Source organism: Bradyrhizobium sp. URHA0013 (assembly GCF_000518345.1).
Taxonomy (GTDB): Bacteria; Pseudomonadota; Alphaproteobacteria; order Rhizobiales; family Xanthobacteraceae; genus Bradyrhizobium.
Genome location: NZ_JADK01000006.1, coordinates 414395 through 437562, shown reverse-complemented (window position 1 = coordinate 437562; position 23168 = coordinate 414395). Strand labels below are relative to the sequence as shown.

General features: G+C 63.9%; 19 protein-coding genes and 1 pseudogene. 8 read left to right on the top strand and 12 right to left on the bottom strand.

Going from position 1 to position 23168, the window contains the following annotated elements:
- Position 1 precedes the first annotated feature (1 nt).
- The 4 genes from N551_RS0109760 to rfaD form a co-directional block, all read right to left on the bottom strand.
- Positions 2–1915: a nucleoside-diphosphate sugar epimerase/dehydratase gene (locus tag N551_RS0109760; protein WP_027566827.1), complete on the bottom strand. Its 1914-nt coding sequence runs from the start codon at positions 1913–1915 to the stop codon at positions 2–4.
- 137 nt (positions 1916–2052) lie between these two features.
- A complete protein-coding gene (locus tag N551_RS0109755; RefSeq protein ID WP_027566826.1) occupies positions 2053–3339 on the bottom strand; it encodes an O-antigen ligase in 1287 nt (428 codons plus the stop codon).
- On the bottom strand, positions 3336–4820 hold the full coding sequence (gene rfaE1, locus N551_RS0109750; RefSeq protein ID WP_027566825.1) for a D-glycero-beta-D-manno-heptose-7-phosphate kinase: 1485 nt from the start codon (positions 4818–4820) through the stop codon (positions 3336–3338). Before rfaE1 ends, N551_RS0109755 begins: the two co-directional genes overlap by 4 nt.
- An 11-nt stretch (positions 4821–4831) precedes the next feature.
- A complete protein-coding gene (gene rfaD / locus N551_RS0109745; protein ID WP_027566824.1) occupies positions 4832–5812 on the bottom strand; it encodes an ADP-glyceromanno-heptose 6-epimerase in 981 nt (326 codons plus the stop codon).
- 160 nt (positions 5813–5972) lie between these two features.
- Here rfaD and waaF point away from each other — a divergent pair, with 160 nt between their 5' ends.
- On the top strand, positions 5973–7043 hold the full coding sequence (gene waaF, locus N551_RS0109740) for a lipopolysaccharide heptosyltransferase II (protein WP_027566823.1): 1071 nt from the start codon (positions 5973–5975) through the stop codon (positions 7041–7043).
- A gap of 169 nt (positions 7044–7212) precedes the next feature.
- Here waaF and N551_RS0109735 read toward each other — a convergent pair whose 3' ends face one another.
- A complete protein-coding gene (locus N551_RS0109735; RefSeq protein WP_027566822.1) occupies positions 7213–8250 on the bottom strand; it encodes a glycosyltransferase family 4 protein in 1038 nt (345 codons plus the stop codon).
- Between the two features lie 125 nt (positions 8251–8375).
- On the opposite strand from N551_RS0109735, the gene galE reads away from it, so the two are divergent.
- The 3 genes from galE (at position 8376) to N551_RS0109720 (ending at position 12046) form a co-directional block, all read left to right on the top strand.
- Positions 8376–9389: a UDP-glucose 4-epimerase GalE gene (gene galE / locus N551_RS0109730; protein ID WP_007612473.1), complete on the top strand. Its 1014-nt coding sequence runs from the start codon at positions 8376–8378 to the stop codon at positions 9387–9389.
- 117 nt (positions 9390–9506) lie between these two features.
- A complete protein-coding gene (locus N551_RS0109725; protein ID WP_027566821.1) occupies positions 9507–11309 on the top strand; it encodes an ABC transporter ATP-binding protein in 1803 nt (600 codons plus the stop codon).
- Positions 11310–11344: 35 nt separating this feature from the next.
- Positions 11345–12046: a fumarylacetoacetate hydrolase family protein gene (locus N551_RS0109720; protein ID WP_027566820.1), complete on the top strand. Its 702-nt coding sequence runs from the start codon at positions 11345–11347 to the stop codon at positions 12044–12046.
- A gap of 77 nt (positions 12047–12123) precedes the next feature.
- On the opposite strand, the gene N551_RS0109715 is transcribed toward N551_RS0109720, so the two are convergent.
- The gene (locus tag N551_RS0109715; RefSeq protein WP_027566819.1) at positions 12124–12582 is read right to left on the bottom strand and encodes a nuclear transport factor 2 family protein; all 459 of its coding nucleotides are present in this window, start codon (positions 12580–12582) and stop codon (positions 12124–12126) included.
- 131 nt (positions 12583–12713) lie between these two features.
- On the opposite strand from N551_RS0109715, the gene N551_RS0109710 reads away from it, so the two are divergent.
- Entirely contained in the window at positions 12714–13256 is a 543-nt protein-coding gene (locus tag N551_RS0109710) for a hypothetical protein (RefSeq protein WP_027566818.1), read from the top strand.
- Between the two features lie 28 nt (positions 13257–13284).
- Positions 13285–13521: a hypothetical protein gene (locus tag N551_RS0109705; RefSeq protein WP_027566817.1), complete on the top strand. Its 237-nt coding sequence runs from the start codon at positions 13285–13287 to the stop codon at positions 13519–13521.
- A 20-nt stretch (positions 13522–13541) separates the two neighbouring features.
- Here the strand turns inward: N551_RS0109705 and N551_RS38690 are convergent, their stop codons facing one another.
- The gene (locus N551_RS38690; protein ID WP_007612486.1) at positions 13542–13697 is read right to left on the bottom strand and encodes a hypothetical protein; all 156 of its coding nucleotides are present in this window, start codon (positions 13695–13697) and stop codon (positions 13542–13544) included.
- Between the two features lie 146 nt (positions 13698–13843).
- Positions 13844–14767 carry a LysR family transcriptional regulator gene (locus tag N551_RS0109695; RefSeq protein ID WP_027566816.1) on the bottom strand — a complete coding sequence of 308 codons (924 nt, stop codon included), beginning with the start codon at positions 14765–14767 and terminating at the stop codon, positions 13844–13846.
- A 213-nt stretch (positions 14768–14980) separates the two neighbouring features.
- Here N551_RS0109695 and N551_RS0109690 point away from each other — a divergent pair, with 213 nt between their 5' ends.
- Both N551_RS0109690 and N551_RS35295 read left to right on the top strand, forming a co-directional pair.
- Positions 14981–15691 carry an SDR family NAD(P)-dependent oxidoreductase gene (locus N551_RS0109690; protein ID WP_027566815.1) on the top strand — a complete coding sequence of 237 codons (711 nt, stop codon included), beginning with the start codon at positions 14981–14983 and terminating at the stop codon, positions 15689–15691.
- 31 nt (positions 15692–15722) lie between these two features.
- Positions 15723–16960 (top strand): annotated as a pseudogene (locus N551_RS35295) (YbfB/YjiJ family MFS transporter).
- 19 nt (positions 16961–16979) lie between these two features.
- Here the strand turns inward: N551_RS35295 and N551_RS0109680 are convergent.
- The 4 genes from N551_RS0109680 to metK all read right to left on the bottom strand — a co-directional run bounded on the left by N551_RS0109680 (position 16980) and on the right by metK (position 23108).
- Positions 16980–18446 carry an NAD(P)/FAD-dependent oxidoreductase gene (locus N551_RS0109680; protein ID WP_027566814.1) on the bottom strand — a complete coding sequence of 489 codons (1467 nt, stop codon included), beginning with the start codon at positions 18444–18446 and terminating at the stop codon, positions 16980–16982.
- 184 nt (positions 18447–18630) lie between these two features.
- Positions 18631–20025, bottom strand: a complete 1395-nt coding sequence (locus tag N551_RS0109675; protein ID WP_155809577.1) for a DUF6056 family protein — start codon at positions 20023–20025, stop codon at positions 18631–18633.
- Between the two features lie 344 nt (positions 20026–20369).
- On the bottom strand, positions 20370–21791 hold the full coding sequence (gene ahcY, locus N551_RS0109665; RefSeq protein ID WP_027566812.1) for an adenosylhomocysteinase: 1422 nt from the start codon (positions 21789–21791) through the stop codon (positions 20370–20372).
- 120 nt (positions 21792–21911) lie between these two features.
- Positions 21912–23108, bottom strand: coding sequence for a methionine adenosyltransferase (gene metK / locus N551_RS0109660; protein ID WP_027566811.1), 1197 nt, complete (start codon positions 23106–23108; stop codon positions 21912–21914).
- Positions 23109–23168 lie beyond the last annotated feature (60 nt).

Here is a 23168-nt window from a genome sequence, read left to right as displayed (position 1 = left end):
ATCAGGCCGCGGTGGACCCGAATTCCGGAATCGCGTCCTTCAGGATGGTCCTGATGGTGGCCCGATCGTCGCGCGCGATCGCCTGCTCCAGCGCCGCAATCCATTTGCGCAGCGTCTGCATCGGCGGCTCGTTCGGCTGCGCGGCCATGATGCCGGCGACGCCGATCTCGCGGGTCGGCTCCTCGGAGGCGAACAGGATTTCGTGCAGGCGTTCGCCGGGCCGCATGCCGGTGAACACGATTTCGATGTCGTAGCCGGGCTGCAGGCCCGAGAGACGGATCATGCGCTCGGCGAGATCGACGATCTTCACCGGCTGGCCCATGTTGAGCACGTAGACCGACACGTCCGAACGCTGCGTTCCCAGCGCATGCGTTGCCGCCGTGATGACGAGATCGCAGGCTTCGCGGATGGTCATGAAGTAGCGGACCATGTCGGGATGCGTGACCGTCACGGGACCGCCGGCATCGATCTGGGCCTTGAACTTCGGCACCACCGAGCCGTTCGACGCCAGCACGTTGCCGAACCGAACCGAGATCAGCCGCATCGACCGCCTGGCGCCGCCGTGACCCGCCGCAAGATCATGGTCGAGCGCCTGGCAATACATCTCGGCGAAGCGCTTGGTCAGGCCGAGCATCGACACCGGCTCGATCGCCTTGTCGGTCGAGATCATCACCATGGCTTCGGCGCCGGCATTGTGCGCGGCATCGGCAACGTTGATCGAGCCGAAGATGTTGGTCTTGACGCCCTCGCTCCAGTCGCGCTCGAGGATCGGCACATGCTTGAGCGCGGCGGCATGGAACACGATGTCCGGCTTGAACTCGGCCATCAGGCGCATGATGCGCTCACGGTCGCGGATGTCGGCGATCCGCCCTTCGATCGAAGCAGCGGTGCCGAGCGCCGCGAGCGTTTCCGTGATCGCGTAGAGCGCCGGCTCGGAATTTTCCACGATCAGAAGGCGCGCGGCGCCGAACGCGACGACACGTTCGCAGATCTCGGAACCGATCGAGCCGCCCCCGCCGGTGACGATCACCGCCTTGCCCTCGATCAGGGCCTCGAGCCGCGCATAGTCGATCTTTTCGCTCGGCCGCAGCAGCAGGTCCTCGACCGCGACGGCAGTGAGTCGTGGCGTATCGCCACTCTCGAGCGAGGGCATGCGGCTCACGATCACGCCGAGCTTGCGCGCCCGCATCAGGATCGATTCGGGGTGGGCCTCCGGCTCGAATGCCGTCGGCGTCATCACGACGCGCGCGATCCCCTTGCCGCGCTTGGTGAAGTCGGCGACGACATCCTCGATGTCGTCGACGCCGCCCAGGACAGGGACGTTGCGGATGGACTGGCCGCGATCGGAACTCGACGGCGAGAGCACACCGACCGGCCAGATGTGCTTGATCGCCCCGCTCTCGATTCCGCGCAACAGTACCTCGGCGTCCGCGGCGCGGCCGATCAGCAGTGTCGGCGCGGCATCTCCGGTGCGGGCGTGACGCCGAACCCGCGTATAGCGGAAATAGCGGTAGGCCATGCGCAACGCGCTGAGGAAGGAGATCTCGATGAACCAGTAGAGGACGATGGTCACCTTGCCGAGGAAGAAGGCGCCGCGAACGTTGGGGGCGACGAAGATGTAGTCGAGCACCAGGAGTGCAACCGTCAGCACGGTCGCGACGCGGATGATGTTCAGCGCGTCGGGCAGCGAAATGAAGCGCCATTTCGTCGTGGTCAGGTTGAAGACGAAGAACACGACCACGCTGAAGGCGAGGAAATAGGGCAAGATCTGGATCAGCAGCGGCAGGCGATCGAAGAAGCCGTCGCCGCCCTCGAAGCGCAGATAGAAGGCGGCGAACAGCGCCGCCGTGGTCGCCAGCAGGTCGTGGAGCGCGATCATGAAATTGCGCAAGGTGAGATGCGAAAGACGCGTCATCCGCTGACCGAAAATCCAGTTAAATGCAACCTGATCGCGCTGATAACCCATCTCGGCCGGACATGCCAGTCAAGGCTTGCCGGTCAAGGTTTGCCGGTCAAGGTTTGCCGGTCAACCTTTGCGATCCGGGCGGCCGTTCAGGAACCGGTTACTGTCGCCTTCGCTTCGGCCTGCTGGGCCCGGATCACCATGCCGCCGGCAACGCCGACACCGATGACGTACATCCAGCCCTCGTGGAAGTCGAACAGATGGGAGTTGAACAGCGAGGTGAAGACGTTCTGGACCACGACCAGGAGGCCGACCCAGTTTGCGAGCCCGTCGCCGCGAAACAACAGCAGATGCAGGATCCAGATGGCGTAGAGAACGGCGACGCCGATGAAGCCCCATTGCACGGCCACGTTCAGAGTCTGGTTATGCGGGTTGCCGATCACCTCGGCGGACGCAAGGTTCTGATCGCCGGGCGTCGCGGCCCGCTCGAACAATCCACGCGTCGAGCCGGTGCCGTGCCCCTTGACCGGCGCCTCCGCGAAGAAACCGAGGGATTTTCGCCAGAATTCGAGCCGCAACCCGGCCGAGGTCGCCGCGCCTTGTTCGACATAGCGTGTGTAGTCGCTGGCAAAGCTGTCGGCGGTCTTGCGCAATTGCGGCGAGGCCTGCCAGGCGAGAACCGCGCCCACGAGCAGGGCCGCGGAGATGATCGCGATGCTGCGCCATCTCAGATGAAGCAACGCAAACACGCCGAACAGGACCGGAATGGTGACAAGCGCAGTGCGCGACACCACCACGAAGGCCATATTGACGAAGAAGGCGAGCGCAAGCGCCGTGAGCAGCCCTGCGATCCAGTAGCGCTTCTGACGCAGCAACTGCACGATCGGATAGGCTAGCGCGACCGCGCAGAGCGCAAACTCCTGGCTCTGGTCGATGTAGTTCTTGACGAAGATGCCGCGCTCGACGCGGTCGGATTTGAGCGCGAGGTCGGGGTAGAAGGCGACCAGCCAGGACATCACCGACAGCAGCGCGCAGGACACCAGGAAGGCGACGAACACCCAATGTCCGCGCGGCGAGCGCGCAAAATGATAGAGCAGGACCGGCAGCACCAGCAGCTTGACGGTCGGATTGACCGCGTAGAAGCGCGCGCCCCAGGCCGCGTCCGACCACAGCGTCCCGACCAGCGCGAGCAGGACCAGCGCAATCGGCGCCGCACCGATCGGACGCTTGAGCGATTGCAGGAACTCACGGACGTCGAGGAACGGCACCATGCAGAGCAGCATCAGGACATTGAATATCGCCGCAAGCGACGTCGACCATGGCAACGAGGCCGCAGTCAGGATCGCGAACAGATCGACCGTCTCGGACCAGGCCGCCGGACTGCGCAGACGCCGCCACAGCACCTGGCCGGTCGTCTCCCCGGTGAGCGTCGTCACTTGCCCTCTCCCCGCGCGCGATGAACCAGCGCCGTCGTGCTGAAACCCTGGAGAATGTCGACCAGCACCACCGTCCCGCCCGCGGCCTCGACGACCTCATGGCCGACGACCTGCTCGCGGGTGTAATCGCCCCCCTTGATCAGCGCACTCGGCTTGATGCGGGTGATCAGGTCGATCGGCGTATCCTCATCGAAAATAACGACGAGATCGACGGCTTCGAGCGCCGCCAGCACTTCCGCACGCGCTCGCTCGTCCTGAACGGGGCGATCGGCGCCCTTCAGCCGCCGTACCGAAGCGTCGCTGTTCAGCCCCACGATCAGGCGGTCGCAGGCGGAGCGCGCCGCTGTCAGCACCTTGACGTGGCCGGGATGCAGGATGTCGAAGCAGCCATTGGTGAAGCCGACGCGCTGGCCTTGCTTCTTCCATTCCGCGAGCTGCGCGTCGAGCGCGCCGGGCTCGAGCACGATCTTCTCCTCGGCCGCGAGATAGGCATGCGGCAATATCTTTCGCTTCAGCTCGGCCGCACTCACGCTTGCGGTGCCCTGCTTGCCGACGGCGACGGCGGCCGCGGCACTGGCCATGCGTAGCGCCGTGTCCCAGTCCGCGCCCGTGGCGAGCGACACCGCGAGCGCCGCCGCAACGGTGTCGCCGGCGCCGGAGACGTCGCGCACCTTGACCGGGAACGCCGGAACGTGAACAGCCTCGCCGTTGCGCGGCACCAGCGTCATGCCGTGCTCGCCTTGCGTGACCAGGATTGCTTCGCAATCGGCGAGCCGCATCACGTCCTCGCTGGCATCGACGATGCTCTGCGGCGTGTCGGCGCGGCTTCGGGTCGCTTCCGAAAATTCCTTGCGATTGGGCGTGAGCAGCGTCGCGCCGCGATAGATCGCCCAGTTCAGGCTTTTGGGATCGACGATCACAGGCTTGCCGAGTTTTCGCGCGGCGTCGATGGTGTGGCGGATGACGCGGGCGGTCAGCACCCCCTTGGCGTAGTCGGACAGCAACACGATGTCGGCGCGCGCGATCTGCGGCAGGATCGCCTCGATCAGCTTGGTCTCGATCGTATCGGAAGCAGGCTGTGCCTGCTCCCAATCCGCACGCAGCATGTGCGTGGAAAAATGCTCGGAGACGAAACGCACTTTTCGAGTGGTCGGACGCGAGGGATCGCACACCAGCACGCTTTCGATTGCACCCTGCTCCGCAAGCGTCGAGGCGAGCTGCCTGCCCGCATCGTCCTCGCCGACGAGGCCGACGAAGATGCAGCGCGCGCCGAGCGCGGCGACGTTGCGCGCGACATTGCCGGCACCGCCGATATGGATCTCGCTGCGCTGTGCCGCGATGACAGGCGCCGGCGCTTCCGGCGAGATCCGCGACACCTCGCCATAGACGAACTCGTCCAGCATGATGTCGCCGATGCATAGCACCGTGCGGCCTGAGATGGCTTGCGCGAGGGCATCGAAATCGAGAATGGGCGTCGGCATGGTGATGGGCCTCAGCGGAAGCGGTCGGGCCGGTCGAGATAGTCGCCGACATAGGCCTTCACCGCGTCCTCGAGCGTGGTGAAACCACCATTATAGCCGGCGCGGTGGAGGCGATCGACCTCGCTCTGGGTGAAGTACTGGTAGCTGCCGCGGATCTGCTCGGGCATGTCGATGTATTCGATGTTGGGACTTGCGCCGAGCGCGGCATAAGCTGCCAGGATCAGATCCTTGAAGCTGCGTGCCTTGCCGGTGCCGACGTTGAAGATGCCGGACACCGAGGGCGTTGCCAGCAGCCACATGATCACGCGCACGACGTCGTCGACATAGATGAAATCGCGGCGCTGATCGCCATCGACGATGCCCTCGCGATGCGACTTGAACAATTGCACGACGCGGCCCGCTTTGACGTCGTCGAAGCGCCGCGCCAGCACGCTCATCATCGAGCCCTTGTGGTATTCGTTGGGGCCGAACACGTTGAAGAATTTCAGTCCGGCCCATTGCGGCGGCAGCTTCTCGCCCTTCGCTGCGCGCTCGGCGACGGCGAGATCGAACAGGTGCTTGCTCCAGCCGTAGAGGTTCATCGGCCGCAGTTTCTTCAACGCAGCGATCGAAGCATCGTCGTCAAATCCTGCCTCGCCGTCGCCATAGGTCGCCGCCGACGAGGCGTAGATCAGCGGCACCGCATTTGCGGTGCACCAGTCCAGGAGACGCATCGACAGGCGAAAGTTGGTCTCGAACACCAGGTCGCCGTCGGTCGCCGTGGTCGCGGAAATCGCCCCGAGATGGATCACGGCATCGAGCTTGCGGCCCTTGAGCCAGTCCGGCAACTCAGCCGGCGGCACGATATCCACAAGCTGCCGCTTGGCGAGGTTGCGCCATTTGCCCTCGGTGCCAAGGAAATCGCAGACGACGACGTCGCTGCGGCCGGCCTCATTCAGCGCGGCGACGACATTCGATCCGATAAAACCGGCCCCGCCGGTCACCAGCAACATTTCACCTAGCCTGCCCGATGTTTTGCGACCCGATCTTGCCCTAGCGCATGATCCTCCAAAGTGTAAGCGGTTTTGGGATGGCCGCTTTGCCGGCTTTACCTGCCGGCCCGGAGCGGCTAACCGAACCGCCACATCAGCGCGCCCCCGGCCTTATTAACGAATGAACCAAGATTCGCAACTTAGTGGAGACGCAGATCGGCGCGACACGCGCCCGATCCTGATCGTCCCCTACATGTGGATCGGTGATTTCGTCCGGAATCACACCGTCGTGCGAGTCCTGAACGAGCGCTGGCCGAACCGGCCGGTCGATCTGCTCACGACGTCGCTGTGCGCGCCCCTGGTCGATTACATGCCCGGCGTGCGCGATGCGATCGTCTGGGACCTGCCGCGCGGCCGGCTCGCAGTGGGCCGCCAGCTGGGCCTGGCGAAGCTCCTGCGCGAGCGGAACTACGGCACCGCCCTGGTGCTACCCCGGACCTGGAAGGCCGCCATCGCGCCCGCTTTGGCCGGGATTCCGGAAAGGGTCGGCTTCGTCGGCGAATTCCGGTTCGGCCTGCTCAACCGCTGGCGCTGGGGCGAGAAGAAGCTGCCCCGCTTCATCGACAAGAATGCCGCCCTCGCCCAGCCCGATGGCGCCCCGCTGCCGGCGGAATGGCCGGTGCCGCAGTTGCGGGTCCCGGCCGAGGACATCGTCCGCTGGCGGCAAGCCAATGGCCTCAGCGCAGGCGCTGCCGTAGCGCTCGCGCCCGGCTCGGTCGGGGCATCAAAACGCTGGACCTATTATCCCGAGGCCGCCCGCTTGCTCGCCGAGCGCGGCCTTGAGGTCTGGGTGGTCGGCGGCCCCGGGGAAAAGGGCCTGGCCCAGGAGATCGTCGCGGCCGGCGGCGCCGGGGTCCGGGACCTCACCGGCAATGATCTGCGCAACGGCGTGCTGGCCATGGCTGCAGCCGGCGTCGCGATCTCCAACGATTCCGGCCTGATGCACATCGCAGCTGCCCTGGGCACGCCGACCATGGGTATTTTCGGTCCGACCAGCCCCTACCTCTGGGCCCCCCTCAACGGCCTCGCCGCGACCGTGGTGCAGGACAAGAGCGTGCTATCCTGCCAACCCTGCCAGAGCACGATCTGCAAGATGAACGACCACCGCTGCATGCGAGATATCGCGGCGATCGAGGTGGTGGAGATTGCGCAGCGGGTGCTGGGTGAGGCGGGGGCAAGGGCGTCGACGTGAAGGCCGTCGAGGCTGCGCCGATGATGACATCATGCCGGTGTTTTGCCCGACGAGTCAAATTGAATTCGTAAAACCCGCAGCGTCGGGATGCCGGCCAAGCCATTGATTTCGTTGGCCCCGGCTACTGTGCATGGGGTTGTTTTCGCGGTTTTTGTTTTGGCGAGCGTATTCAAAGCAGCGGCCGATAGACCTCACCGATCCGCGCCGCCTCGGCATCGAGGCTGAACCGTTCAAGTACCCGTGCCCGCCCGCGTTCGCCCATCGCGGTTGCGACAGCAACATCGCGCATCAGCGGCTCCAGCGCTGCGACCAGCGCATCCACATCACCGGTCGGGACCAGCACGCCGGTCACGCCATCCTCCACCACCAGTTCGGCCGCGCCGGCGCGCGCGGCGACCAGCGCGCTGCCGGCCGCCATCGCTTCGATCAACGTCAAGCCAAAACCTTCGTTGCGCGAAGTGAAGGCGTAGATGGTCAGCCGCTGATACCAGCGCTGCACATCTTCGATCGGCAGCTCGCCAGTGATGACGATGCGCGATTGCAGACCGGCGGCCTCGATCCGTTTCTTCAGGTCGTTTGCAAAAGCGGCTTGCTCGGGTGTGACCTGGCCGACGATAACAGCGGTGAAATCCGGATAGCGCGGCAGCAGGCGGCACATCGCATCGACGAACACATCGGTGCCCTTCTGGGCGCGCACGCGGCCGAAGCAGCCGATCGCGTAGCGGCCCGGCAGCGCAGTTTCCGCGAAGACAGCAGTGCGATCCGCCGGCGGCGCATAGACGTCGGTGTCGACGCCGTGCGGAATCACGGTCGCCTTCACTTTCAGGAACGAGGCCGAAAGATCTGACGTCGCGATGATTGCGTCCATGCGCCGGATCAGCCAGCGCGTGATCCAGCTATGATGGCGTTGCGCCGCCGAAGTGAACACGAGCTTGAGCGGCCAACCGAGCGCGCGCAACAGCACGCCCGCGATCATCTCGTTGTTGCGGCGCGCGTGCCAGATCACCGACGCCTTGCGGCGCCACAATCTCAGGAGATCGGCACCGCCCAGGCGCGCGATCCCCTCCGGCGCGTCGGAACCGAACCACGCGGCGCGATAGAGCTTTGCCATCCGCGGCGCCACCATCCGGTTGGTCGCGGTGACCCCGGAATAGCGCCTGTGCAGATTTGGCACGATCACTTCGAGATCGCTTGGGGAATTCGCCACGCCACGCTCCGTTTCGAAAGTCCCTATACGCAACATTAAGCATAGTGACCAGTTCAGCCGCGCCGATACCCACTCTTCACCACGTAAACGTTAGCTTGGAGCGTTGATCGAAGACGGGTGAGATCATGACTGTGCTTGTCACCGGCGGTGCCGGCTATATCGGAAGCCACACGGTTCTGGCGCTGGCGGAAGCCGGCGAGGACGTCGTCGTGATCGACGATCTCTCCACCGGTTTCTCCGCCTATCTGCCCGAAGGCGTGCCGCTGTTCATTGGCGATGCCGGCGACGAGAACCTGCTCGAAGGCGTGATCGCCCAGCACAACATCGAGAGCATCATCCATTTCGCGGGGTCGGTGGTCGTGCCGGATTCGATGCGCGATCCGCTCGGCTATTACCGCAACAATTTCACGACCGCGCGCAACCTGCTCAACGTCGCGGTCAAGCGCGGCATCGACCGCTTCATCTTCTCCTCGACCGCGGCGGTCTACGGCGATCCGGACCAGGTGCCGGTGCCCGAGCATGCGCCAACACGGCCGCTGTCGCCCTACGGTTCGTCGAAGCTGATGACCGAGATCATGCTGCACGACGTCGCCGCCGCTTACGGCATGCAATACGTGACCCTGCGCTATTTCAACGTTGCGGGTGCCGATCCGCAGGCCCGCATCGGCCTCGCCACCGTCGGCGCCACGCACCTGCTCAAGATCGCGGTGGAAGCCGCCACCGGCCAGCGCGCCAAGATCGACGTGTTCGGCACCGACTATCCGACCCAGGACGGCAGCTGCATCCGCGACTTCATCCACGTCACGGACCTGTCGCAGGCGCATCGCTCGGCGCTCGCCTATTTGCGCAACGGCGGCGCCTCGACGACGCTCAATTGCGGCTATGGCCGCGGCTACTCGGTGCTGGAGACCATCGACGCGGTACGCCGTGTCTCGGGCCGCAGCTTCGCCGTGCAATACGCCCCGCGCCGGCCCGGCGACATCATGACCATGGTCGCCGACACCAGCCGTATCCGCGGCCTGCTCGACTGGAAGCCGCAATACGACGACCTCGAGACCATCGCGGCCCATGCGCTGGCCTGGGAGGACAAGCTGTTCCGCGAGCGTCACGGCGAGCTCCGCCACGCCGCCTCGGCCTAGATTCCATTCCAGCGCAAGCCCTTAATTGGGCTTGAAAAGCGCTGGCTTAGCGGGCACAGAGGCCATTCGATCCCTGACGCGCGGGCAGGCTTTTCCTGTGCCGTCAATGGACTGCGGATGGCTCAGTTTCCAAAGAAAATCACCGACGATCCCTATGCGGCTGCGGTGCTGATTCGCCGCCTGGTCACGGAACAGGGGATCATCTACTGGCGGCGCTACCTCGTCGCCTTCGCGCTGATGGCGCTTGCCGCCGGATCGACCGCGGGCGCGACCTACGTGCTCGGCCAGGTCATCAACCAGGCCTATGTCGACAAGAACATCCCGGGCATCGCGATGTTCTCGGGCATCACCGTGATCCTGCTCTTCATCAAGGGCGTGGCGACCTACGGCCACATGGTGATCCTGACCAAGATCTCCAACGCCATCCTCGCCACCAACCAGCGCCAGCTGTTCGCCAAGCTGATGCGCGAGAGCGTCGGATTCTTCTCCGAGCGGCATTCGTCGGAATTCCTGGCGCGGCTGACGGCCGGCGCAAAGTCCATCACCGACGTCCTCAACATGCTGGTCAATGCGGTCGGGCGCGACCTCATGATGCTGCTCGCCATGATCGGCGTGATGGTGTGGCAGGATCCGGTGATGTCGTTCATCGGCCTCGTTGCCGTGCCGCCGGCGATGCTGGTGCTGCGCAAGCTGGTCAAGCGCATCAAGGGGCTCGCCTACAACCAGTTCACCGGCACCGCCGACATCCTGGAGACGATGCAGGAATCGCTGCAGGGCATCCGCACGGTGAAAGCGTTCACGCTCGAAGACACCATGCAAAACCGCATCGACGAGAATATCGCGATCGTCGAGCGCAACGCCAACAAGATGGCCCGCGTCGCCAATCGCTCCAATCCGCTGATGGAGATGCTCGGCGGCTTCGCAGTCGCCGGCTGCCTGCTCTATGGCGGCTATAGCGTGGTCGCGCTCAACGCCACGCCCGGCGCGTTCTTTTCCTTCATGACGGCGTTCCTGATGGCGACCGAGCCGGCCAAGCGGCTGGCGCGGCTCAACATCGACCTCAACAGCCAGCTCGTCGGCGCCCGCATGCTGCTCGAAGTCGTCGACAGCCCTGCGAGCGAGCATTCCGACGACGACAAGCCGGCGCTGAAACTTTCGAACGCACGCATCGAGCTGCGCGACGTCAGCTTTTCCTATCGCAACGGTGAGACCGTCCTCAATCGCATGAGCTTTGTTGCCGAGCCCGGCAAGGTCACCGCGCTGGTCGGCCCCTCCGGCGGCGGCAAATCGACCGTGCTGGGGTTGCTGCTGCGCTTCTACGAGGTGACGCAAGGCGACATCGTGATCGACGGCCAGTCGATCGGCGCCGTCTCGCGAAAATCGCTGCGGGCTCAGACCGCCTATGTCGGCCAGGACGTCTATCTGTTCCGCGACACCATCCGCAACAACATCGCCTTCGGCCGCGCGGGCGCGACCGAAGACCAGATTATCGATGCTGCGAAAGCAGCCTGCGCGCATGATTTCATCATGGGCTTCCCGCTCGGCTACGACACGCCCGTCGGCGAGCACGGCACGCAGCTATCCGGCGGCCAGCGCCAGCGCATCGCGGTCGCGCGCGCTCTGATCAAGAACGCGCCGATCATCCTGCTCGACGAAGCCACCGCCGCGCTCGATTCGGAATCCGAACGGCAGGTGCAGGAGGCGATCGAGCATCTCTGCCAGAACCGCACCACGATCGTGATCGCGCATCGCCTGCACACCATCATGCACGCCGATGCGATCCTGGTGGTCGAGGGTGGCGAGATCGTCGAGCAGGGCCGGCATGACGAGCTGCTCCGCCGCGGCGGGCGCTACGCCTCGTTCTTCCGCTTGCAGCATCACGACGCCGGCGCTCTGGCGCCGATCAGCGCAACCGCATAGAGTTCCCTTCACCTCAAGAGCAGCGAGATCGCACCATGAACGCCGCCTCCTACGTCATCCCGCTTCCGACCCAGGCTTCGCTTCCCGTCGTCGGGGAAAGCGGCCGATATCCCGTGCGCCGCATCTGGTGCGTCGGTCGCAACTATCTCGAGCACATCCGTGAGATGGGCAATGACGAGCGCGCCCCGCCTTTCTTCTTCGCCAAGCACGCCGACATGCTGGTGCCCGACGGCGCCACCATTCCCTATCCGCCGCTGACCAAGGATCTCCATCACGAGGTCGAGCTGATCGTCGCAATGAAGAGCGGCGGCCTCAACATTCCCGCCGACAAGGCGCTCGACCATGTCTACGGCTATGCCGTCGGCATCGACTTGACCCGCCGCGACCTCCAGATCGCCTCGCGCAAGAAGGAGCGTCCGTGGGAGATCGGCAAGTCGTTCGACTATTCGGCACCCTGCTCCGCGGTGCAGCCGGCATCGAAGATCGGCCATCCCGCCAAAGGCAAGATCTGGCTCACGGTCAACGGCAAGGAAGCGCAGAAAGGCGATCTCACCGAGCTGATCTGGAACGTGCCCGAGATCATCTGGCAGCTCTCGCAGCAGGTGAAGCTCGCCGCCGGCGACATCATCATGACGGGCACGCCGGCCGGCGTGTCGCAGCTCCAGCCCGGCGACAAGCTCGAATGCGGCGTCGACGGCGTCGGCACGCTGAAGGTCTCGATCGGCCAACCCGAGTAAGGCTCACGGCGGCTCGAACTAAGAAGGCCTCGGGCATGTCCGGGGCCTTTTGCATTTCGCTAGCGGACGATGCCGATCTACCAAGCCTTCACCGGCCGATCGGCGTGGCTTGCCTGCGGCACACCCCGATTGAGCGACATGTGGGAATGCACGCACAGCCAACCATCGCCATGTCTTGAAAACACCATCGTGGCCCGGCCGGGGCGCGGAAACGCGCTGCCGTCGGGATGATAGCCTGTGCTCGTCCACGGCACGATCACGGTCGCCATCGTGCCATCAGACGATGCCAGGATCGAGGCCTGGTCGATGACGAAACGGAAGTCGGCCGTCTTGGGCCAGACGTTATCCCATTGCGTGGTGACCCATTGGTCGAGGCCGGGAATGACGTCGTTGTGCGTGCCGAAGGCCAGCACATCCGGATGGAAGAGCGGCCGCGCCGAAGCATAGTCGACCTCGCGGACATAACCTGCAAAGGTCTCCAGCCATTGGCGAAAGAACTGCGTGATCTCGGCATTCGCGGTCGGCAAGGAGGCCATCGCCTGCTCCATGTTCGGCAACTCAATCGCGGCAATCTTTGTTGCCATGAGGCGAACCGTCCAGCAAGATATGTGGAGAGCACCGGTGGAGATCGATCGACGAACCGGGCCGATTTCATGGAGCCAGACTCATGAGACGCCTTCTCCTGCTTGCGGCCACGCTTATCGTCTCGTGCAACGTTGCCAGCGCGCAGTCCGGTCAGCCCTATGCCGGCTTTGAGCAGCGCCCCATCAAGGCGCTGTCTCACCAGCAGATCGACGATCTTCGAGCCGGACGTGGCATGGGCCTGGCGCTTGCCGCCGAACTCAATGGATATCCCGGTCCGAGCCATGTTCTTGAGTTCGGTGACCGGCTTGACTTGACCGCGGATCAGCGCATCCGGGTTCAGCACCTGTTCGAGGCCATGAAGCAAGAGGCGGTCCCGCTGGGTAACAAGCTGGTCGAGCAGGAAACGGAGTTGGATCGGCTCTTCTCTGCCCGCGTCGCGACATCGGAGTCACTTAGGGCGACCCTCGTTGCCATTTCGGAAACCCAGGCCTTGCTCCGCGAAAGCCACCTCAAATATCATCTGTCGACGACCGCCTTGCTCGATCAGAACCAGATGCAGCGATACGCGGAGCTGCGAGGTTACCAACGCCCCGATAGCTCCGAAGGACACAAGCACCATCACTAGACGCGGTCATCGCAGCGCCGACAGCACGATGAGGCCGCGCTTCAGGTCAGCGGGCCGGCACCCGCCCTCGGGCTACAGCTTCAACCACATCAATCTCGGCGACAGCACTGAGAAGCTGATGGCGCAGTTCGGCGGCCCCTTCCATGTCGGGCCGAGCGGGCTAGAGAAGACCGATCTCGGGACCTATCACCCATGGCCCTTCTCATTCGAAGTGCAGGCGGACCGTGTCACGTCAATCCGGATCAACGATCCGACCGTTCAGTAATTGATTGTACGCGGCCCTAGTCACGCCCGTGACAGGGCCTGGAGACCCTTGAAGGTCAGGCGCTTGGGGTCGGTGACGCCGGCGAGATACAGGCGGCGGATGAACGCGATCACGGCGTCGCGGTCGCAATCGGTCAACGCGACGACGGCGTCGACCGCGATTCTCTGGGCTTCCATTGGGCTCACCTCGGCCTTGCAAGTAACCCCGGCCGAGACAGGCTAGGACTCCGCGGTTAATCCGACGTTAACCGTTCGGGCAGCATGGCTGATTCAGCCTAGCGGCCGTATACGCAAAACAACGCATTGCCCGTGCGCGCAGCGGCTCACCGCGCAGTGATGCTGTTCTTGAGCTGTGCAAACTGCTTCTTCAGCCGTGGCACCGCAAAGTCCGTGAAGGTCCGCACCTTCGGCACCGAGAGCCGGCCCTGCGGACAGATCAAATGCGCGGGCATCTCGGGATCCTCGTCGCCGGGCAGCACGATCTCGAGCTCGCCGCGCGCGACCTGCTCACCCACCTGGTACGAATACATTCGCGCCACACCGCGGCCGGCGACGGCCGAGGCCACCGCTGCATAGGTGCTGTTGACGACGAGCCGCGGCGTGAACTGCACCGTGCGGGCAGCCGACGAGCCGACCTGCGGCGCAAAGGTCCACGAATTGGGAAGGTGGGCCATCGCGACGATCTGGTGCTTGGCAAGATCGCCGGGCTCGGTGATGCGCGGGTGCTGCTTCAGATAGCGTGGTGATGCCACCACGACGCGGCTGATCTCGCCGACCCGCATCGCGACCATCGCTGAATCCGCGAGATGGCCGATGCGGAGCGCGACGTCGACCCCCTCCTCGATCAGATTGACCGCGCGATCGAACAGCAGGAGTTTTGCCGACACGGTCGGATAGGCATCGAGAAACGCATCGAGGATCGGCCGCAGCACCATCTCACCTGACACCACCGGGGCGGTGATCGTGAGCAGGCCGCGGGGCGCCGTGCGCGGCCCGGCCGCGATGCCGTCGGCCTCCTCCAGCTCGGTGAGCACGCGCCTGCAGACCGCGACATAGCGCTCGCCCTCCTCGCTCAGCTTGATGGAGCGTGTGGTCCGGTGCAGCAGCTCGGCACCGACCCGCTGCTCCAGGAAAGCAATGGCGCGGCTCACCGCCGCCGGCGAACGGCTGAGCTTGCGGCCCGCAGCGGCAAGGCTGCCCTCGTCCACCGCAAGGACAAACACCTTCATCGCATCCAGACGATCCATACGTTTCCCGCCAGCCCATCGAGGTCACACTGGAAGCTAGGCGTTCGCTCCCGCTGCGACAACCACCGGCGGCGCCGGTCCGGCATTCGTTCGCGCTGCGAAAGAGTGTCTGCCGGACAGCGCGTATTCGCAGCCGGCCCAACACGGCGTACTTCACCCGCCAAGCCAGCCGTTGCTGGCGCAGGTTCTGAAAGCCAACAACGGGAGCCCATCATGGGTATCGAACAGAAGGTTGCGATCATCACCGGTGCCTCGCAGGGCATCGGTGCGGCCCTAGTCCAGGGTTTTCGCGATCGAAACTATCACGTCGTCGCGACAGCGCGCTCCATCAAGCCGTCGGGCGATGACGATGTCCTCGCCATTGCCGGCGACATCGCCGACCGGAACACCGCCGAGCGGGTGGTCTCGCAAGCCGTCGCCCGCTTCGGCCGCGTCGACACGCTGGTCAACAACGCCGGCATCTTCGTCGCAAAGCCGTTCACGCAGTACACGGCGGAGGACTATGCGGCGGTGATGGGCACCAACGTCGCGGGCTTCTTCCACGTCACGCAGCTTGCCATCGCCGAGATGGAGAAGCAGGGGTCCGGGCACGTCGTCCAGATCACAACCACGCTGGTCGACCAGGCCAATTCGAACGTGCCCTCGGTGCTGGCCTCGCTGAGCAAGGGCGGGTTGAGCGCCGCGACCAAGTCGCTCGCGATCGAATATGCCAAGCGCGGTATCCGCGTGAACGCGGTGTCGCCCGGCATCATCAAGTCGCCGATGCATCCCGTCGCGACGCACGCCCAGCTCGATGGGCTGCATCCCGTCGGCCATATGGGCGAGATGTCCGACATCGTCGATGCCGTGCTCTATCTCGAGGGCGCCTCCTTCGTCACCGGCGAGATCCTGCATGTCGACGGCGGCCAGAGCGCCGGCCACTGAACGCTAGCGCCTTCGCGCGCACGAGGACGACATGACAGACGCAGATGCCAAGCAGCAAGTTCATCCCCGACCGCATCAGCGGTCGGGTTCGACATCAGAGATTTCTTCACAGCAAACCTGGCGATATGCGGTAGCCGGATTGTCAGCATCGCTGGTCGGACTCGGCCTCGCGCGCTTTTCCTATACGCCGCTGATCCCGGCCCTGATCGCCGCAAAATGGTTCGGGGCGTCCGACGTCGTCTATCTCGGTGCAGCGAACCTGGCCGGCTATCTCGCCGGCGCGCTCGCGGCGCGGACCGTGGCCGCGCGCATCGGCGCCGTTCGCACCTTGCGTGCGATGATGTTGCTCGCGACCCTCTCCTTTTTTGCCAGCTCAACCCCGGTGTCGTTCACCTGGTTCTTCGCCTGGCGCTTCCTGTCGTCGGGGCTCACCGGCGGAATCATCATGGTACTGGCGGCCTCCGTCATTCTGCCCCATACCTCGGCCGCAAAGCGCGGCATGGTCGGCGGCGTGATCTTTGCTGGTGTCGGGCTCGGTGTCGCCGCATCGGGCACGCTGGTGCCGCTATTGCTGCAGCAAGGCTTGCAACAGAGTTGGTATGGTCTTGGCGTGGTCTCGGGCACGCTCACGCTGGTGAGCTGGTGGAACTGGCCTGCCGAGGCCAAGACCGATACCGTGTCATCGCAGCGGGCGAAGCACGCTTCGCCCGCCGTTCGCGGCTTGCTCGTCCAATACGGCCTCAACGCGGTGGCGCTGGTGCCGCACATGGTCTTCATCGTCGATTTCGTCGCGCGCGGCCTCGGCCAGGGTATTGCCGCGGGATCGCACTACTGGGTGCTCTACGGCCTTGGCGCAATCGTCGGCCCCTGGTCACCGGTCACCTCGGCGATCGCGCCGGGTTTGGACCCGCGCTACGCGCCGCCTTCCTGATCGAAGCGGCCGCCGTGTTGCTCCCGACCGTCAGTACCGCGCCTCTCTCGCTGATCGTGTCGAGCGTGGTGGTCGGCGGCTTCACACCCGGCATCGTACCGCTCGTGCTCGGACGTATCCATGAGCTGGTCCCCCATTCTGCCGAGCAGCAGCGCAGGACGTGGAGCCATGCCACGACCAGCTTTGCGCTGTTCCAGGCGGCCGCGGCCTACGGCTTCTCCTGGATCTACGCGCAGACCGGCGGCGATTATCTCGTCCTGTTCGCGCTGGGCGGTGGCGCCGTGGTGCTCGCACTCGCGATTGATTTTGCCCTGCCGCTTACCACCCGTAAGGCTTAGAACACCGAGGTCGTCGCGATCAGGAATATTGCATCACGCCGTCGTCGATCCGGCCGAACCGCAAGGAGACGATGTCGAGCGCGTAGTTCTGGTAGAGCCGCCACGGCTGCTTCGAGCCTTGCTTCGGCATCTTTGCGACTGAGCGCTGCACATAACCCGAGGTGAAGTCGAGCGACGGCTGCGCGGTAATCGAGGGATCGTCATTGTGCGGCATGCACTGCCGGAAATTGTGCCGGTCCATGTAGTTGATGAGGCGGCAGACATATTCGCAGGTGAGGTCGCATTTCAGTGTCCATGATGCGTTGGTGTAGCCGAAGGCGGAGGCCATGTTGGGGACCTCGGCATACATCATGCCTTTGTAGGTCAGCGTATTGGCGAAATCGACGGTGCGGCCGTCGACACTGATGTCGAGACCGCCGACGACCTGGAGCACCAGTCCCGTCGCGGTCACGATGATGTCCGCCGCAAGCTCGCTGCCGTCCTTCAGGCGGATACCGCCATGGGTAAACATGTCGATCTCTTTGGTCACCACGGAGGCGCGCTGCTCGCGAATCGCCTTGAACAGGTCGCCATCCGGCACGAGGCAGAGCCGCTGGTCCCACGGATTGTAGCGCGGCGTGAAATGGGTCGTGACGTCGTAGTCGGGGCCGAGCGCCATCTGCACGCCCTTGAGAACCAGCTCCTTCACCTTCGCAGGGCGGCGCCGACTGAGCTGGAAGAAGAACATCCCCCACATCACGTTGCGCCAGCGGATCAGATGATAGGCAAGCCGCGTCGGCAGATTGCGCCGCAATTTGTTGGCGACGGGATCCTGTGCCGGGCGCGACACCACATAGGTCGGTGAGCGCTGCAGCATCGTGACCTGCGCGGCCGTCTTGGCGAGCTCCGGCACCAGCGTCACCGCGGTCGCGCCCGAGCCGATCACGACGACGCGCTTGCCCGCGCAGTCGATGTCGTCGGTCCATTTCTGCGGATGCACGATGCGGCCGGCGAAATCTGAGACGCCCGGAAACTCCGGCGTGTAGCCTGCCTCGTATTTGTAATAGCCCGAGCACATGAACAGGAAATTGCAGGTAAAGCGCACGGTTTCGGTGGCGTCCTCGCCGGTGATGCGCTCGGCCTCGACGGTCCAGCGCGCCTCACTCGTCGACCACGCCGCACGCTTGACACGATGGTGGAAGCGGATGTGCTTCTCGATGCCGTTCTCGACCGCGGTTTCGCGAACGTAGTTGAGGATTTGCGCGCCGTCGGCGATCGCCTTCGGATCGGTCCACGGCTTGAAGGAATAGCCGAGCGTGAACATGTCGCTGTCGGAGCGGACGCCGGGATAGCGAAACAGGTCCCAGGTGCCGCCGATGCAGTCGCGTCCCTCGAGGATGACGTAGCTCTTGCCCGGACATTTGGTCTGGAGATGATAGCCCGCGCCAATACCGGACAGGCCGGCACCGACGATCAGCACGTCGAAATGGTCTGACAGGCTGGTCATGATTCCCCTTCGCGCCGGGCCCAATTGAATCCGACTGCAAATCGGTGGCTATCCGCCCCGTCCCGAAGCAAACTGTAGGCGCCATCGAAATATACCACGGCTTGGCGTCTCGTGCGCGATGAAATGACTGCAGATTGTCACGTTTCTCACCGGGATTGTCGGCGCCAACAACCAGAATACTCCGCTAGCGCATGATGACTGATTTTTTCCCATAGTAGGCGGCGACGCAGTCGTTTGGGAGACGTGACGGATCGGCTGTCAGATCCTCTTGCATGAGGAGCGAGGGGCGCGCGGTTCGGGTTGGAACGATGATGTCGGCGTCCTGCGAGAGGCTGAGCGTCGCATGACGCTGGACGCTTTCAAGCCAGAAGGTGGCAAAGCTGCCGCGTTCCGTTCGGTAGAGCGTCATAGCTCTAGAGTTGATCAGCGGCAGGCAGAGCAGGGCACAAATGAGTATGCCGATGCTTCGCACATCGGAAGGCCGCGCCGGCAGGAACTGCGCAGCAAAGCGCGAGACTGCCAGAGTTGCGAATGTAAGGCTCATGATGATCATGACTTCGCTCTCATTGCGCGCCCGCAGGGCCAGCATCTCTCCGGTCGCGCCATAGGCCACGAACCATGTGATGAAGCTGCACGCAAGAAAGAGCGCGGGCGCTGCAACCGAGACTATAAGAACCTTGCGCGCGGTGATCGGCTTGGGTCCGATGACGAAGATCGAAGCGGAAGCGAGCAATGCGAGCCATGAGATCATGGTCGGCTGCTGGAGCAGAAGGCCCCAGTCGTAAGCGTACCACTGCGAAGCCCCATCAATGGCCGCCCATATCTTCCCGCCAGCCGGATAGGATGACATCCGAACCAGATTTCCGGGCGCTGCCAGAACGACCAGAAAGCCGGCCAACGTGCAGCCGGCGAGCGTGATGTGATTTCGGAATTGGCAGAAGTCGCGGACGGCGAATGAAGCCGCTATGGCGGCCATGAACCAGACGATTGTGAACTCGTTGCAAGTGGCGGCGAGGAAACAGAGCCCACCAAGGGCCACGGTTGCTCTTCTCGAAAGCGGGGTATCACCGATGGCGGTGGTGATCAGACAGGTGAAGACGATCATGAAGATGATCGCCGGCACCAAGTAGCAAGCCACACCTGGCATCCAAAGCAACATTTCCCGGAAGCTGAGCGCGTTGACGGCGATCGTGGCAGTTAGCGTGATGCCGAAAAAGAAGATCAGTGCTGCCGAGGCGGACGTCCAGAGTCTTGCGCAGACCCATAGTCCGCCGGCAGTGAGGGCGAGGAGGAACGCCACCATCGCTAAAGGGTAGACGACGAACATATCAAGCGGGATTGCCCGCGCAACCATCGCCGGCAGACACATGAGCACCATCGGCAGGACCCGGCCGATGACGCTTTTGTAGAAGAGTGCGACCGTACCGAGCAGCCCGTCATCGGCATAATGATACGAAAAACAGAAGTCGTCGGTCTCGGGCGATGCGTAAAGGGCAAGAGTTGCAAGTTGCAGAATGATGAACAGCGGGAGTAACGACGCCGCCATGAACAGAGCGTCGTGTAAACGTCTTTCTGTCACCAGTTGCCGCCCCGCTCTTCGAGGCCCGCGATGACCTGCGCCTCGTCCTTGGTGGTGGACGCCGGCCTGAAGACACGCGTGGGCGTGATTATCAGTTTTGAGAACATCTAAACCGCCTACCCGGTGCTATCGCGGCAACACCGGCCTTCTATCATCTCACCCCAAAAGCAATCAATGGTCGATCTCAACGCCCTTACGGCGGCGAACGACAACGTAAGCGGGAGAAGCGGCAGCCCACCGCAAAAGTGGCAGGCTCGTTTCTTCTCTACCAAGCGTAGTATGGAGAACGGCGACAAAAAAAGCCCCGGATCGCTCCGGGGCCTTTATGTCGCAACAGTGCGCGCTCAGTAGCGGTAATGGTCCGACTTGTACGGACCTTCCTGCTTGACGCCGATGTAGTCGGCCTGGTCCTTGCGCAGCTCGGTGAGCTTGACGCCGATCTTGGCGAGGTGCAGGCGCGCGACTTTTTCGTCGAGCGACTTCGGCAGCACGTAGACTTCCTTCTTGTACTTGCCGTCCTTGTTGTTGGCGAAGAGCTCGATCTGCGCCAGCGTCTGGTTGGTGAAGGATGCCGACATCACGAAGGACGGATGGCCCATCGCATTGCCGAGATTCACGAGGCGGCCTTCCGACAGCATGATGATGCGGTGCTTGTCGGGGAATTCGATCTCGTCGACCTGCGGCTTGATGTTGGTCCATTTCAGGTTACGCAGACCCGCGATCTGGATCTCGTTGTCGAAGTGACCGATGTTGCAGACGATGGCGCGGTCCTTCATCGCGCGCATGTGCTCGATCGTGATGATGTCCTTGTTGCCGGTCGCGGTGACGAAGATGTCGGCACGGGGCGCGGCGTCTTCCATGGTCACGACTTCATAGCCTTCCATCGCCGCCTGCAGCGCGCAGATCGGATCGACTTCGGAGACCAAGACGCGGCAGCCGGCCTGGCGCAGCGAGGCGGCCGAACCCTTGCCGACGTCGCCGAAGCCCGCGACCATCGCGACCTTGCCCGACATCATCACGTCGGTGCCGCGGCGGATGCCGTCGACCAGCGATTCACGGCAGCCATAGAGGTTGTCGAACTTCGACTTGGTGACGCTGTCGTTGACGTTGATGGCCGGCCATAGCAGCGTGCCGGCTTTCTGCATGTCATAGAGACGATGCACGCCCGTGGTGGTCTCTTCGGAAACGCCCTTGATGCTCTTGGCGATCTCGGCGAAGTAGCCCTTCGGCTTCTCCTTGAGCTGCTTCTTCAGAAGGGCGAAGAAGACTTCCTCTTCTTCCGAACCCGGCTTGTCCAGGAACTTGGTGTCGCCGTTCTCGGCGCGCAGGCCGAGATGGACGTACATGGTGGCGTCGCCGCCGTCGTCGAGGATCATGTTCGGGTGACCGCCGCCGTGCCAGTCGAACAGCTTGGCGGTGTAGTCCCAGTATTCGGTAAGGCTCTCACCCTTGACGGCGAACACCGGAATGCCGGCGGCTGCGATCGCCGCCGCAGCGTGATCCTGCGTCGAATAGATGTTGCAGGAGACCCAGCGGATGTCGGCGCCGAGCGCGGCCAGCGTCTCGATCAGCACGCCGGTCTGGATTGTCATGTGCAGCGAGCCGGCGATGCGCGCGCCCTTCAGCGGCTGCTTCGGGCCATACTCTTCGCGGGTGGCCATCAGGCCGGGCATCTCGGTCTCGGCGAGGGAGAGCTCCTTGCGGCCGAAATCGGCGAGTGAAATGTCCTTGACGATGTAATCGGTGAAGCCGGGCTTCGCGTTCATTGCGGGCGTCCTGTTGTTGAATTGGTCATTCCGGGCCGCCATGGAGAGGCGAGCCCGGAATCTCGATGGAAGAATTCCGGGTTCGCCGCTGTGGCGGCGCCCCGGGAATGACGTCGGTGATCAGACCGCGCGCTTGAGCGCTTCAACGAGATCGGTCTTCTCCCAGGAGAAGCCGCCCTCGTTGTCGGGGGTACGGCCGAAATGGCCATAGGCGGAGGTGCGCGCGTAGATCGGGCGGTTGAGATCGAGATGGCTGCGGATGCCACGCGGGGTGAGATCCATCGCCTTGGCGGCGGCCTTCTCGAGCTGATCCTCCGACACCTTACCGGTGCCGTGGGTGTCGATGTAGATCGACAGCGGACGCGCCACGCCGATGGCGTAGGCGAGCTGCAACGTGCAGCGGTCGGCAAGACCGGCCGCGACGATGTTCTTGGCGACATAGCGGGCCGCGTAAGCCGCGGAGCGGTCGACCTTGGTCGGATCCTTGCCGGAGAACGCGCCGCCGCCGTGCGGGGCCGCGCCACCATAGGTGTCGACGATGATCTTGCGGCCGGTCAGGCCGGAATCGCCGTCGGGACCGCCGATGTAGAACTTGCCGGTCGGGTTGATGTGCCAGATGGTCTTCGCCGTGATCCAGTCCTTCGGCAGCGCCTCGCGCACATAGGGCTCGACGATGTCGCGAATTTGCTTGGACGAGATGTCCTCGACCAGATGCTGATGCGACACCACGATCTCGCGCACGCCGACCGGTTTGCCGTTCTCGTACTGCACGGTGACCTGGCTCTTGGAGTCCGGGCCCAACACCTTCTCACGGCCGGAGTGGCGCGCTTCCGAGATGAGACGCAGGATCTTGTGGGCGTAGAAGATCGGTGCCGGCATCAGATCCGGCGTCTCGTTGGTGGCGTAGCCGAACATGATGCCCTGGTCGCCCGCGCCCTCTTCCTTGACTTCGCCCGGCTGCAGCGCATCCACGCCCTGCGCGATGTCGGCGGACTGCGGATGCAGCAGGATCTCGATCTCGGCCTTCTGCCAGTGGAAACCTTCCTGCTCGTAGCCGATGTCCTTGATCGCGGCGCGCACGACGCCTTCGATCTGCTCGTTGGTGACGGATGCAGGACCGCGGGTCTCACCGGCGATCACGACCTTGTTGGTGGTCGCGAGCGTTTCGCAGGCGGCGCGAATTTGCCAGGGATCGATGCCGGCTTTCGGTCCTTCGCGGTAGAACAGATCGACGATCTCGTCGGAGATCCGGTCGCACACCTTGTCCGGATGGCCTTCGGACACGGACTCGCTGGTGAAGAGATAGGACGCGCGCATCAGTAACCCCTTGTTCCGCCGCTAGCTGGCGGGCGTTTGCGATGTTTAGCTTTGAATGAT

Coding starts and splice junctions, on each gene's coding strand:
- N551_RS38690 (WP_007612486.1), bottom strand. CDS start 13,697: ATGGAAGCCCAGAGAATCGCGGTCGACGCCGTCGTCGCGTTGACCGAT.
- N551_RS0109760 (WP_027566827.1), bottom strand. CDS start 1,915: ATGACGCGTCTTTCGCATCTCACCTTGCGCAATTTCATGATCGCGCTC.
- N551_RS0109720 (WP_027566820.1), top strand. CDS start 11,345: ATGAACGCCGCCTCCTACGTCATCCCGCTTCCGACCCAGGCTTCGCTT.
- ahcY (WP_027566812.1), bottom strand. CDS start 21,791: ATGAACGCGAAGCCCGGCTTCACCGATTACATCGTCAAGGACATTTCA.
- galE (WP_007612473.1), top strand. CDS start 8,376: ATGACTGTGCTTGTCACCGGCGGTGCCGGCTATATCGGAAGCCACACG.
- N551_RS0109705 (WP_027566817.1), top strand. CDS start 13,285: ATGAGGCCGCGCTTCAGGTCAGCGGGCCGGCACCCGCCCTCGGGCTAC.
- rfaD (WP_027566824.1), bottom strand. CDS start 5,812: ATGTTGCTGGTGACCGGCGGGGCCGGTTTTATCGGATCGAATGTCGTC.
- waaF (WP_027566823.1), top strand. CDS start 5,973: ATGAACCAAGATTCGCAACTTAGTGGAGACGCAGATCGGCGCGACACG.
- N551_RS0109690 (WP_027566815.1), top strand. CDS start 14,981: ATGGGTATCGAACAGAAGGTTGCGATCATCACCGGTGCCTCGCAGGGC.
- N551_RS0109695 (WP_027566816.1), bottom strand. CDS start 14,767: ATGGATCGTCTGGATGCGATGAAGGTGTTTGTCCTTGCGGTGGACGAG.
- N551_RS0109715 (WP_027566819.1), bottom strand. CDS start 12,582: ATGGCCTCCTTGCCGACCGCGAATGCCGAGATCACGCAGTTCTTTCGC.
- metK (WP_027566811.1), bottom strand. CDS start 23,108: ATGCGCGCGTCCTATCTCTTCACCAGCGAGTCCGTGTCCGAAGGCCAT.
- N551_RS0109710 (WP_027566818.1), top strand. CDS start 12,714: ATGAGACGCCTTCTCCTGCTTGCGGCCACGCTTATCGTCTCGTGCAAC.
- rfaE1 (WP_027566825.1), bottom strand. CDS start 4,820: ATGCCGACGCCCATTCTCGATTTCGATGCCCTCGCGCAAGCCATCTCA.
- N551_RS0109680 (WP_027566814.1), bottom strand. CDS start 18,446: ATGACCAGCCTGTCAGACCATTTCGACGTGCTGATCGTCGGTGCCGGC.
- N551_RS0109725 (WP_027566821.1), top strand. CDS start 9,507: ATGGCTCAGTTTCCAAAGAAAATCACCGACGATCCCTATGCGGCTGCG.